This window comes from Nonomuraea sp. NPDC050310 (assembly GCF_040655795.1).
Classification (GTDB): domain Bacteria; phylum Actinomycetota; class Actinomycetes; order Streptosporangiales; family Streptosporangiaceae; genus Nonomuraea.
Genome location: NZ_JBFAKP010000015.1, coordinates 190,629 through 204,854 on the forward strand (window position 1 = coordinate 190,629; position 14,226 = coordinate 204,854).

The window sequence follows — 14,226 nt, forward strand, 5'->3', positions numbered from 1 at the left end:
CACCGGCCCATCGCCCGCGATGACCTGCCCCTGGAGAACCGCCGTTTCCGCGTTTCCGAAATGGCTCGCGGGTTGCTGCACTGTGACCGCTCGCCCATAGGCTGCCGCGAGGTGTGTTATGTGCGCCGCTGCCGTCCGCGCGGAATGCGAGTATCCGCTGGATTCTTAGGGGATTCATTGATGAATGGGCAGGAGAGCGGAACAGAGCGGTCCGGGGCGGAGCAGGTGGCCGTGGTCGGCCTCGCCTGCCGCCTGCCGGGCGCGACCGGTCCCGGCGCGCTCTGGCGGCTGCTTCGCACCGGGTCGAGCGCGGTGGGCCAGGCGCCGGCCGACCGGTGGGGCGGCGCGAGCGAGGCCGACACCGGCCCGCGCCGCGGCGGCTTCCTCGCCGACGTCGACCACTTCGACGCCGCCTTCTTCGGCATCTCGCCGCGCGAGGCGGTCACCATGGACCCGCAGCAGCGGATCATGCTGGAGCTGGTCTGGGAGGCGCTGGAGGACGCCCGGATCGTGCCGGCCACCCTGCGCGGCAGCTCGACCGGCGTCTTCGTCGGCTCGCTGCGCGACGACTACACCGCCCTCGTCTACGGGTACGGCGGAGCCGCCATCACGCCGGAGACGATGACCGGCACCAGCAGGGCCGTCATCGCCAACCGCGTCTCCTACCACCTCGGGCTGCGCGGCCCCAGCCTGACGGTCGACGCCGCCCAGGCCTCCTCGCTGGTCGCGGTGCACCTGGCCGCCGAGAGCGTGCGGTCGGGCGAGACGGCCATGGCGCTGGCGGCGGGCGTCAACCTGAACCTGCTCGCCGAGAGCGCGGTCGCCGAGGACCGGTTCGGCGGGCTGTCGCCCGACGGCGAGTGCTTCACCTTCGACGCCCGCGCCAACGGCTTCGCGCGCGGCGAGGGCGGGGCCGTGGTGGTGCTGAAGCCGCTGAGCCGCGCCCTGGCCGACGGTGACCGCATCTACGGGGTGATCCGCGGCGGCGCGGTGAACAACGACGGCGCCACCCCCGGGCTGACCGTGCCCAGCGCCGAGGCCCAGGAGCAGGTGGTACGGCAGGCGTGCGAACGGGCCGGGGTGCCGCTCGACGCCGTCCAGTACGTGGAGCTGCACGGCACCGGCACCCCGGTCGGCGACCCGATCGAGGCCGCCGCGCTCGGCGCCTGCCTGGGCGCGGCCCGCCCGGCCGGCTCGCCGCTGCCGGTGGGCTCGGTCAAGACGAACATCGGGCACCTGGAGGGCGCGGCGGGCATCGCCGGGCTGCTCAAGGTGCTGCTCAGCCTGCACCACCGGGAGCTCCCGCCGAGCCTCAACTTCGAGACGCCCAACCCGGCGATCCCGTTGGAGGCGCTCAACCTGGCGGTGCAGCGTGACCTCACCTCCTGGCCGCGGCCCGACCGGCCGCTGGTGGCGGGGGTCAGCTCGTTCGGGATGGGCGGCGCCAACTGCCACCTCGTCCTGGAGGAGGCCCCCGCCCGCGCGGCCGAGCCCCGGCCGAGCGAGGTGCCGGAGACGATGCCGGAGACGGTGCCGGTCACGGTGACCTCGGTGGTGCCGGGAACGGTGCCTTCGGCGGTGCCTTCGGTGGTGTCGTGGGTGGTGTCGGGGCGGTCGGCCGAGGCTCTGGCCGCTCAGGCCGAGCGGCTGCTGGAGGTCGACGCCGAGCCGCTCGACGTCGCCCGCACGCTGCTGTCGGCCAGGACCACGTTCGAGCACCGCGCCGTCGTCCTGGGCCGCGACCGCGAGGAGCTCACCAGCGGCCTGCGCGCCCTCGCCCATGGCGAGAGCGCCCCGAATCTCGTCCGCGGCCCCGGCGGAGGACCGGAGCGGGTCGTCTTCGTCTTCCCCGGCCAAGGACACCAGTGGGCCGGAATGGCCGCCGAGCTGTGGGACCAGGCCCCGGCATTCGCCGCGAAGATGGCCGAGTGCGAGGCGGCCCTGGCCGAGTTCGTCGACTGGCGCCTGAGCGCGGTACTCCGAGGCGAGCCCGGCGCGCCCGCCCTGGACCGGGTGGAGGTCGTCCAGCCCGTGCTCTTCGCGGTCATGGTCTCCCTCGCCGAACTGTGGCGCTCGTACGGCGTGCGGCCCGACGCGGTGGTCGGCCACTCGCAGGGCGAGATCGCCGCGGCCTGCGTCGCCGGCGCGCTGAGCCTGCGCGAGGCCGCCCGGGTGGTGACCTTACGCGCCCGGGTCATCGCCTCCGGCGCGGCCGGGCGCGGCGGCATGGCCTCGCTGCCGGTGAGCCGCGCCGAGGCCGAGGACCTGCTGTCGCACTGGCCGGGCCGGCTGTCGCTGGCGACCGTCAACGGCCCGGCGGCCGTCGTGGTCGCCGGCGACGTGGACGCGCTGGACGAGCTCCTGGCCCGGTGCGCCGCCGAGGACGTCCAGGCCCGCAGGGTCGCGGTGGACTACGCCTCGCACTCGGTGCACGTCGAGGCGCTGCGCGAGCCGCTGGCCGAGGTGCTGGGCGCCGTCCACCCGACGGCGTCCGCGGTGCCGTTCCACTCGACGGTGACCGCGGGGCCGCTGGAGGGGACCGCGCTTGACGCCGGGTACTGGTACCGCAACCTGCGGCAGACCGTCCGGTTCGAGGAGACCGTCGCCGGGCTGCTCGACGACGGCGACGCGATCTTCGTGGAGCTGTCGGCCCATCCCATGCTGGTGGCGGGGCTGGAGCAGATCGCCGAAGCCCGCGGCAGCGAGCGGAGCGCGGCGATCGGCACCCTGCGCCGGGACGAGGGCGGCCTCGACCGCTTCCTGGCCGCGGTGGCCGCCGCCCACGTCCACGGGGCGGCCGTGGAGTGGAACCTGGCCGGTGGGGAGCTGGTCGACCTGCCGACCTACGCCTTCCGGCGCCTGCCGTACTGGGTGGGGCGGGAGCCGTACGCCCCCGAAGCGGCGGCCCGCCCGGCGCTGGCCGGACGGCTCTCCGCGGCGGACGGGCGCGAGCGCCGCCGGGTGGTGCTCGACCTCGTCCGCTCGGAGGCCGCGGCCATCCTCGGCCACCCCGACCCGGCCACCATCGAGCCGGACCGGACCTTCCGCGACCAGGGCTTCGACTCGCGGATGACGGTGGAGCTGCGCACCGCGCTGGCGCTGGCCACCGGGCTGCGGCTGGCGACCTCCCTGCTCTTCGAGCACCCGACCCCCGCCCGGCTGGCCCGCCACCTGGACTCCCTCCTCCCGGCCGACGGCCCCCTCCCCGAGGAGGCCCCCGCGACCGCCGAGGTGGTCGCGCTCTCCGGAGCGGGCGGGCGCGGCGGGATGGCCGGCTCCCGCATGGCCGAGCCGATCGCCATCATCGGCATGGCCTGCCGCTACCCCGGCGACGTGCGCTCCCCCGAAGACCTCTGGAACCTGGTCGCCGCCGAGATGGACGCCACCGGCGACTTCCCCGCCGACCGCGGCTGGCGGGACGACCTCTACCACCCCGACCCCGGCGCCTCCGGCACCAGCTACGTCCGCCGCGGCGGGTTCCTGCGCGACGCCGCCCTCTTCGACGCCGCCTTCTTCGGCATCTCCCCCCGCGAGGCCCTCGCCATGGACCCGCAGCAACGACTGCTGCTCGAGACCGCCTGGGAAGCCGTCGAACGGGCCGGCCTCGACCCGACCACGCTCCGCGGCAGCCGTACCGGCGTCTTCGTCGGCGCGACCGCCCTGGAGTACGGCCCGCGAATGGACGACCCGGCGGCCGGCGTGGAAGGACACCTGCTCACCGGCGGTACGGCCAGCGTCATGTCCGGGCGCATCGCCTACCAGCTCGGCCTGACCGGCCCCGCGCTCACCGTGGACACCGCCTGCTCGTCCTCCCTGGTCGCGGTGCACGCGGCGATCGGCTCGCTGCGTTCCGGCGAGTCGGCCCTGGCCCTGGCCGGCGGGGTCGCGGTGATGTCCACGCCCGGGATGTTCGTCGAGTTCTCCCGGCAGCGCGGCCTGGCCCCCGACGGGCGCTGCAAGCCGTTCGCCGCCGGAGCCGACGGCACCGCCTGGGCCGAAGGGGCCGGCCTCCTGCTCCTGGAGCGCCTGTCCGACGCCCGCCGCCACGGCCACCGCGTGCTCGCCCTGATCCGTGGCTCCGCGGTCAACCAGGACGGCGCCTCCAACGGCCTCACCGCACCCAACGGCTCCTCGCAGCGGGAGGTCATCCGCGCCGCCCTGGCCGACGCCGGCCTCCGGCCCGGGGACGTGGACGCCGTCGAGGCCCACGGCACCGGCACCGCCCTCGGCGACCCCATCGAAGCCGACGCCCTCATCGCCACCTACGGCCCCGCCCACTCCCCCGCCCAGCCCCTCGCCCTGGGCTCCCTGAAGTCCAACCTCGGCCACACCCAGGCCGCCGCCGGCGTCGGCGGTGTGATCAAGATGGTCCAGGCCATGCGCCACGGCGTCCTCCCCCGTACCCTCCACATCGACCCCCCCACCCCCTTCGTCGAGTGGAACGGCAGCGGCGTCGCCCTCCTCACCGAATCCCGCCCCTGGCCCACCGTCTCCCGCCCCCGCCGCGCGGCCGTCTCCTCCTTCGGCATCAGCGGCACCAACGCCCACCTCATCCTCGAACAGCCCCCGACCGCCCCAGAACCCGCCGCTGCCTCCGGAGCCTCTTTCCCGACCCCGGCTGGTTCGGTCCAAGCTGGCTCGGTCGCGGCCGGTTCGGTTCCGGCCGGTTCGGTTCCGGCCGGTTCGGTGGCTTGGTTCTTGTCCGGCAAGTCGCCGCAGGCCGTCCACGACCAGGCAGCCCGACTGGCCGACCACGTCCGGGCCCACCCGGAGCTCAACCCGGTTGACGTCGCCCACACATTGGCCCGGCGCACCACCCACGAATACCGGGCGGCTGTCACCGGCGAAACGCTCGACGAGTTGGCCGCCGCGCTCGCCTCGGTCACCGTCGTCCAGGCCCCGCCCCGCCAGCCGGTCACCTTCATGTTCTCCGGCCAGGGCAGCCAACGCCCCGGCATGGGGCGGGATCTGTACGCCACCCAGCCCGTCTTCGCCCACGCTCTCGATGAGGTCCTCGCGGCATTCGACCTGCCGTTGAAGTCGATCCTGTTCGCCGAGGACGGTCACCTACTCGGCCAGACCCGCTACACCCAACCCGCCCTGTTCGCCTACCAAACCGCCCTCTACCGCCTAGCCGAGAGCCACGGCCTGAAGCCGGACCGGGTGATCGGCCACTCCCTGGGCGAACTCACCGCCGCCCATGTCGCCGGCGTCCTCACCCTGCAAGACGCCGCCGCCCTGATCACCGCCCGAGCCCACCTCATGGCCCAAGCCCCACCCGGCGCGATGATCTCCATCCACGCCACCGAGGCAGAAGTAGCCGACACCCTGCAAGGGCGGGCCAACGTCTCGATCGCGGCCACCAACACCCCCACCCTCACCGTCATCTCCGGCAACGCACACGATGTCGAAGAGATCGCCGCCCTGTGGGCCGAGCGCGGACGACGAACCCGCCGGCTACCGGGCAACCACGCCTTCCACTCACCCAACATGGACCCGATCCTTGACGAGTTCCGAGCGGTGGCAGCGACCATCACCTACCACCCGCCGAAGATCGCGACCACAAGGGAGTCCTACGACGCCGACTACTGGACCCAGCAGATCAGGCAGCCCGTCCACTTCCACCAGGCCCTTGAGCAGGGAAGCGCCTACGTCGAGATCGGACCCGACACCACCCTGACCACCCTGACCCGCCACACCCTCCCGGAAGCCACAGCCATCCCCACCCACCAGTTCCCCGAAGCCCTAGCCCAAGCCCACACCCACAACCTCCCCACCACCTGGCCCACCGGCAACCAAACAGACCTCCCCACCTACCCCTTCCAACCCCACCGCTACTGGCTAACCCCCACCCCCGCCAACACCCCCACCACCCTCGGCCTGGACACCCCGAACCACCCCTTCCTCCTGGCCGCCACCGACCTGGCCGACGCCCACCAAACAGTCCTGTCCGGCCGCCTCCCCCTCCCCGACCACCCGTGGCTGTCCGACCACGTGATCGAGGGAGCCCCCCTCCTCCCCGGCACAGCCTTCCTCGACCTGGCCACCACAGCCGCCCGCCAGGTGAAGGCCCGAACCGTCGAGGAACTCACCCTCGAAACCCCCCTCCACCTCACCCCCGGCACCCGGCCCAGACTGCAGGTGACCGTCGACCCCCCGGCGGAGAACGGCGACCGCCGGTTCGCCGTCCATTCCCGCGCCGAGGACGCCTCGTGGACCCGCCACGCCACCGGCGCGCTCAGCGACCGCGACCTCCCCACCTCATCGATCACCGCCTGGCCGCCCCCCGGCGCGGTGCCCGAGGACGTGACCGCCCTCTACGACCGCCTGGCCGACCTCGGCTACGCCTACGGCCCGGCGTTCCGGCTCGTGGAGTCGGTGTGGCGGGCCGGTGAGGAAGTCTTCGCCGAGGTGCGGCTGCCCGAGCCGGGCCCGTTCGCCCTCCATCCCGCGCTGCTGGACGCCTGCCTGCATCCGCTGGTGGCCACCGGTTCCGACCCGGGCACGATCCGCTTGCCGTTCGCCTGGACCGGGGTCACGCCGGGACGTGCCGGAGCCGAGCGGCTGCGCGTGCGGCTCTCCCCGGCGGGCCCGGACACGTTCAGCGTGGCCGTCACCGACGAGTCGGGCGCCCCGGTGCTCACCGCCGAGTCGCTCTCGCTCCGCCCGATCGCCCGCTCGCAACTCACTCACCTGGCCAGCGAGAACGACGGCCTCCACGAACTGGCCTGGCGCCCACTCATCCCCGCCGAGCCGTCGCAGACGAGCTGGGCCGAGGTGACCTCCGCCGACCAGCAGTCGCGGCCGAGCTGGGCCGAGGTGACCTCCGCGGACGACCTCGCCACCGCCGCGGGCGTAGACCTGGTCCTCGTACGGCAGGCCGTCCCCGGGCCGCACACCCCCGAGGCCGCGCACGCGCAACTGACCCACGCTCTCAGCCTCCTGCAACGCTGGCTCGGTGACGACACCTTCGCCCAATCCCGCCTCGTCTTCGTCACCCGGCACGCCGTAGCCGCCCTCCCCGGCGAGGACGTGACCGACCTGTCGAACGCCGCCCTGTGGGGCCTGGTCCGGACGGCCCAGTCCGAACACCCCGGCCGCCTCCTCCTGGTGGACCTCGACCACCGGGCCAGGATCGAGGACGCGCTCAACGCCGCCGCGACAGGCGAACCACAGGTCGCGATCCGCGCCGGCGTGCCGTACAGCCCCCGCCTGATCCCGGCCACGACCGCCGCCGATGGACCGACCCCCGTTCAAGCGGCGCTCGACCCGGCCGGAACCGTGCTGGTGACCGGCGGCACCGGCGGGCTCGGGGCGCTGTTCGCCGAGCACCTGGTCACCCGGCACGGCGTCACCCGCCTGATGCTGGTCAGCCGCCGCGGCCCGGACGCCCCCGGCGCGGAGCGGCTGCGCGAGAGGCTGACCGCGGCCGGCGCGACGGTCGAGATCGTGGCCGCCGACGTGGCCGATCCCGGCGCGGTTCGGGCCCTGCTCGACGGCATCGCCCCCGAGCACCCGCTGACCGGCGTGGTGCACGCGGCCGGGCTGCTGGACGACGCGACCGTCGAGACCCTCACCCCCGAGACCCTGGCCGGCGTCCTGCGCCCCAAGGTGGACGCGGCCTGGCACCTGCACCGCCTCACCCTGCCGCACAAGCTGTCGACGTTCGTGGTCTTCTCCTCCATCTCCGGCCTCGTCGGCATGCCCGGCCAGGCGGGGTACGCGGCGGCGAACTCCTACCTAGACGCGCTGGCCGCGCACCGAGCGGCGGCCGGACTCGCGGCCACCTCCATCGCCTGGGGCCTGTGGGGCGGCGACGCCGGCATGGGCGCGGACCTGGACGGCACCGGCCTGGCCCGCTGGGCCCGCTCCGGGGTCGCGCCCCTGGCGCCGGCCCGAGGCCCCGGCCTGTTCGACGCGGCGCTGGCGCACGGCGGCACTCTGCTGGTGCCGGCCGACCTCGGCCCGGCCCGCACCCGCACCGACGCCCCGCCGATCGTCCGGGAACTGCTGCGGCGAACCCCGGACCGGTCCGACACCTCGGCGGCTGAGCCGTGGCACGTGCAGGTCGTGCGGAGGCCGCGCGAGGAGTGGCCGGCCGCGACGACGGAGCTGGTGCTCAGCCGTACGGCAAGCGTCCTGGGCCACGCCGGTCCGGCGGCGATCGACCCCGACCGGACCTTCCTCGACCTGGGCCTCGACTCCCTCACCGGCGTCGAACTGCGCAACCACCTCAACACCGCCACCGGCCTGCGACTCCCGACCACGATCGTGTTCGACCACCCCACCCCCGCCGCCATGGCCACCTACCTGCACCACCAGCTCGCCCAGCAACACTCCCCCGCCCACACGGTCCTCCAGGAACTGAGCCGCGTCGAAGCCCTGCTCACCGCCGGACCGCTCACCGACCCGCAACCCATCACCAGCCGTCTGCGCCACCTCCTCGACCTGTGCCAAGGCCACACCCCCGGACCTCATGACGATCTCGACAGCGCCAGCGACGGCGAGTTGTTCGCGTTCGTGGACGGCCTCGACTGACCCCCACCACCCACCACCAGGAGGAGTGACACCGCGTGGCTGACGAACAGGAACTCCGCGACTACCTCAAGCGCGCCATCACCGACGCCCGCCAAGCCCGCCAACGCCTGCACGAACACCAGCAACGCGACCACGAACCCATCGCCGTCATCGGCATGGCCTGCCGCTACCCCGGCAACGCCACCACCCCCGACAAACTGTGGCAACTCGTCGCCGACGAAACCGACGCCATCACCGAATTCCCCACCAACCGCGGCTGGGACCTCGACACCCTCTACCACCCCGACCCCGACCACCTCGGCACCAGCTACACCCGCCACGGCGGCTTCCTCCACCACGCCGACCAATTCGACCCCGACTTCTTCGGCATGTCCCCCCGCGAAGCCCTCGCCGCCGACCCCCAGCAACGCCTCCTCCTCGAAACCAGCTGGGAAGCCCTCGAACACGCCGGACTCCAACCCGCCACCCTCCGCGGCACCCGCACCGGCGTCTACACCGGCCTCATGTACCACGAGTACGGTGCCCGGTCGCATCTTCCGCGCGAGGGCTTCGAGGGGTACCTGTTCAGCGGCAGCTCCGGCAGCATCGCCGCCGGACGCATCGCCTACACCTACGGCTTCGAGGGCCCGGCCGTGGCCATCGACACCGCCTGCTCCTCCTCCCTGGTCGCGCTGCACCTGGCCGCGGTCGCGCTCCGGCGGGGTGAGTGCGACCTCGCCCTGGCCGGTGGAGCGGCGATCATGTCGACGCCGATCTCGTTCGTGGAGTTCTCCCGGCAGCGCGGCCTGGCCGTCGACGGGCGGTGCAAGTCCTTCGCCGCCGGGGCCGACGGCACCGCCTGGTCCGAGGGCGTCGGCCTCGTGCTGGTCGAGCGGCTGTCGGACGCGCTGCGCAACGGCCACCGCGTCCTCGCCGTGCTCCGCGGCTCGGCGGTCAACCAGGACGGCGCCTCCAACGGCCTCACCGCCCCCAACGGCTCCGCCCAGGAGCGCGTCATCCGCCAAGCCCTGGCCAACGCCCAGCTCACCCCCGCCGACATCGACGCCGTCGAAGCCCACGGCACCGGCACCCGCCTCGGCGACCCCATCGAAGCCCAAGCCCTCATCACCGCCTACGGCCAGGACCGCCCGCACGGCCGGCCCCTCTACATCGGATCGATGAAGTCCAACATCGGCCACGCCCAGGTGGCCGCCGGGGTCGGCGGCGTGATCAAGATGATCCAGGCCATGCGGTACGGCACGCTGCCCCGCACCCTGCACGTCGACGAGCCGTCCCCTTACGTCGACTGGACTTCCGGCCAGGTCGAACTCCTCACCGAGACCCGCCCCTGGCCCGAAACCGGCGCCCCCCGCCGTGCGGCGGTGTCCTCGTTCGGCTGGGGCGGCACCAACGCCCACGTCATCCTCGAACAGCCCCCGGCCACCCCAGAACCCGCCACCTCCCAGCCCTCAGGTCCGACCCCGACTGGTTCGGCCCAGGCTGGTTCGGTCCTGGCCGGTTCGGTCCCGGCCGGTTCGGTCCTGGCCGGTTCGGTCCCGGCCGGTTCGGTGGCTTGGTTCTTGTCCGGCAAGACGCCACAAGCCGTCCACGACCAGGCTGCCCGTCTGGCCGCCCATGTCCGGGCCAACCCAGAGCTCAACCCTGCCGACGTCGCCCACACCCTGGCCCGCCGCACCGCCCACGAATACCGAGCCGCCGTCACCGGCGAAACGCTCGACGAGCTCGCCGCCGCCCTCGCGTCGGTCACCGTCGTTCAGGCCCCGCCCCGCCAGCCGGTCACCTTCATGTTCAGCGGCCAAGGCAGCCAGCAGCCCGGGATGGGCCGCCACCTGTACGCCACCCAGCCCGTCTTCGCCCAGGCTCTCGATGAGGTCCTCGCGGCATTCGACCTGCCGCTCAAGTCGATCCTGTTCGCCGACGACGATGATCTGCTCGGGCAGACCCGCTACACCCAGCCCGCCCTGTTCGCCTACCAGACCGCCCTCTACCGGCTCGTCGAGAGCCACGGCCTGAAGCCGGACCGGGTGATCGGGCACTCCCTGGGCGAGCTCACTGCGGCCCACATCGCCGGCGTCCTCACCCTGCAAGACGCCGCCACCCTCATCACCGCCCGAGCCCACCTCATGGCACAAGCCCCACCCGGCGCCATGATCAGCATCCACGCCACCGAAACCGAGATAGCCGAGACCCTCCAGGGGCGAGCTGACGTCTCGATCGCCGCCACCAACACGCCCACCCTCACCGTCATCTCCGGCAACGCGCAGACCGTCGAAGAGATCGCCGCCCTGTGGACCGAGCGCGGACGGCGAACCCGACGGCTACCGGGCAACCACGCCTTCCACTCACCCCTGATGGACCCGATCCTCGACGACTTCCGAGCCGTGGCAGCGACGATCACCTACCTCCCGCCCAAGATCGCGACCACTAGGGAGTCCTACGACGCCGAGTACTGGACGCAGCAGATCAGGCAGCCCGTCCACTTCCACCAAGCCCTTGAGCAGGGAAGCGCCTACGTCGAGATCGGCCCAGACACCACCCTGACCACCCTGACCCGCCACACCCTCCCCGAAGCCACAACCATCCCCACCCACCAGTTCCCCGACGCCCTAGCCCAAGCCCACACCCACAACCTCCCCACCACCTGGCCAACAGGAAGACAGATCGACCTCCCCACCTACCCCTTCCAACACCAGCGCTACTGGCTAACCCCCCAAGCCACGGACCCCCACAGCACAGGCCACGCCCTCCTCGGCACGGCCACCGACCTCGCCGACCGGGACGAGACGGTGTTCACCAGCCGCCTGTCCGCCCACACCCACCCGTGGCTGACCGAGCACACGATCAACAACACCACCCTGATCCCAGCCACCGCCCTCCTGGACCTGGCGCTGGCCGCAGGAGACCACACCGGCCACCCCCACGTGACGGAACTGACCCTCACCCAGCCCCTCCACCTCCCCACCCACGGCCACCTCCACCTGCAGATCACCACGACCACCGACACCACAGGCCGACAGCTCGACATCTACTCAAGGACCAACCCCGCCGACCCATGGCACCACCACGCCACCGGTCACCTCACCAGCGAGGCACCCCCACAACCAGAGCACGACAAGACCCCGTGGCCACCCCCGAACGCCACACCACACCCGCTGGACAACCCGTACGAGCACCTGACCCAGCACGGCTACACCTACGGCCCCACCTTCCAAGGCCTGAAAGCCGTCTACACCACCCCCACCCACCTCTACGCCGAGATCACCCTCCCCGACCACGCCAAGCCGGACACCACCACCCACCTGATCCACCCAGCCCTGCTCGACGCCGCCCTCCACCCCCTCCTCCCCGGCGTCGCCGACACCACCACAACGGCCCACCTCCCGTTCACCTGGAACGACGTCACCCTCCACACCACCGGAGCCACCACCCTCCACGTCCGCCTGTCCCGACCGGACCCCGACGCGCCCTCCCCGGAGGTCAGTCTCGTCGCGACCGACCAGTCCGGCACGCTCGTCGCCTCGGTCGGCTCCCTGGTCCTGCGTCCTCTCACCGGCGAGGCCACCGCGGTCAAGCAGGACGGCCTCTTCCAGGTCGACTGGCAACCGGCCGCCGCCCCGGCGGGCGCGAGCCGTACCGACGGCTGGGTGGTGATCGACAAGGAGGGCGTCCTGGACGACGGCGGCGACCACGTGCGGGCCTTCGCCGACCTGGGTGAGCTGATCGAGACGGTGGACGCCGGCCGGTCCGCGCCGCCGGTGATCGTGCTGCCGTACTTCCGCGAGGAGGGCGGCCCCCTGCCGGGCGGCGCGCACACCGTCCTGTCCGGCGCGTTGGGCACGTTGCAGCGCTGGCTCGCGCACCCCGGCCTGGCCGGCACCCGGGTCGTCGTCCTGACCCGCCGGGCGGTCGCCGCCGCCGAGGGCGACGAGGTCAGCCTGGCGCACGCGGGCCTGTGGGGCCTGGTCCGGACGGCGCAGAGCGAGAACCCCGACCGCATCACCCTCGTCGACCACGACGACCCGATCGACGCGCGGACCCTCGCCGGTCTCCTGACCCTCGACGAGCCGCAACTGGCCGTCCGGGGCGGCGTGCCGTACCGGCCCAGACTGGTCAGGAGTACGGCTGCCGCGGACAAGACGCCGGACTGGAGCACGGGCACCACCCTGATCACCGGCGGCACCGGCGCGCTCGGCGCGCAACTCGCCCGCCACCTGGTGACCCGGCACGGCGCGCGGCACCTGCTGCTGATCAGCCGTCAGGGCGCGAGCGCCGCGGGCGCCGCCGAGCTGCGGCAGGAGCTCACCGGCCTGGGCGCCGGCGTGACGATCGCCGCCTGCGACGCCGCCGATCCCCAGGCGCTCGCGCGCACGCTTCGCGGCCTGCCCGCCGAGCAGCCCCTCACCGCGGTCGTGCATGCCGCCGGGGCGCTGCGGGATGCCACGTTCGGCCAGCTCACCGCCGACGAGCTGCGGGCCGTCCTGCTCCCCAAGATCGACGCCGCCTGGAACCTGCACCAGCAGACCCTCGGCCACGACCTGCACACCTTCGCCCTGTTCTCCTCGCTCTCCGGGCTCGTCGGCACCGCCGGACAAGCCAACTACGCCGCCGCCAACACCTTCCTCGACGCCCTCGCCCACCACCGCCACGCCCAAGGACTCCCCGCCACCAGCATCGCCTGGGGCCTGTGGGAGCAGGCCAGCACCATCACCGGCCACCTCAGTGCGGCCGACCTCGGCCGGCTGGCCAGGCTCGGCGTGGCCCCGTTGCCGACCGGGCACGCGCTCGACCTGTTCGACCACGCCCTCGGCACCGGCCTGCCGCTCCAGGCGGCGGCCCAGCTCACCACCGCGCAGCGGGTCGACACCGTCCCGCCGCTGCTCCAGGGCCTGTTGCGTACGGCGAGGCGGACCGGCGCTGTCGGTGCTCCGCTCACCGATGTCAGCCCGGAGGCGCTCACCGCCCTGATCCGGACGCACACCGCGAACGTCCTCGGTCACACCAGCGCGGCGGCGATCGACGCCGACCGCACCTTCCTCGACCTGGGCCTGGACTCCCTCACCGGCGTCGAACTGCGCAACCACCTCAACACCGCCACCGGCCTCCGGCTCCCGACCACGATCGTGTTCGACCACCCCACGCCGGCTGCCATGGCCGCCTACCTGCACGCCCAGCTCGCCCAGCAGCACTCCCCCGCCGACGCGGTCCTCCAGGAGCTGAGCCGGGTCGAGACCCTGCTCACCGCCGGGCCGCTCACGGACCCGCACCTCGTCACGAGCCGGCTGCGCCACCTCCTGGACCTGTGCCAAGGCCAGCCCGCGCCCGAGCCCGTCCCCGCCGCCGATCTCGACAGCGCCAGCGACGAGGAGCTGTTCGCGTTCGTGGACGGCCTCGACTGACCCCGACCACCCACCACCAGGAGGAGTGACACCGCGTGGCTGACGAACAGGAACTCCGCGACTACCTCAAGCGCGCCATCACCGACGCCCGCCAAGCCCGCCAACGCCTGCACGAACACCAGCAACGCGACCACGAACCCATCGCCGTCATCGGCATGGCCTGCCGCTACCCCGGCAACGCCACCACCCCCGACAAGCTGTGGCAACTCGTCGCCGACGAAACCGACGCCATCACCGAATTCCCCACCAACCGCGGCTGGGACCTCGACACCCTCTACCACCCCGACCCCGA

At 73.2% G+C, this 14,226-nt stretch carries 3 protein-coding genes; all 3 read left to right on the forward strand.

Translation table 11 applies throughout. The annotated features are described in order from the left end of the window. The first annotated feature begins 180 nt into the window (after nt 1-180). The gene (locus AB0I67_RS29755) at nt 181-8,538 is read left to right on the forward strand and encodes a type I polyketide synthase (protein ID WP_357929919.1); all 8,358 of its coding nucleotides are present in this window, start codon (nt 181-183) and stop codon (nt 8,536-8,538) included. A gap of 35 nt (nt 8,539-8,573) precedes the next feature. Next, entirely contained in the window at nt 8,574-13,934 is a 5,361-nt protein-coding gene (locus AB0I67_RS29760; protein ID WP_357929921.1) for a type I polyketide synthase, read from the forward strand. A 35-nt stretch (nt 13,935-13,969) separates the two neighbouring features. After that, nucleotides 13,970-14,226 (forward strand): beta-ketoacyl synthase N-terminal-like domain-containing protein (locus AB0I67_RS29765; protein ID WP_357929924.1); only part of this gene is annotated, 257 nt, incomplete at its 3' end.

Coding starts and splice junctions, on each gene's coding strand:
- AB0I67_RS29755 (WP_357929919.1), top strand. CDS start 181: ATGAATGGGCAGGAGAGCGGAACAGAGCGGTCCGGGGCGGAGCAGGTG.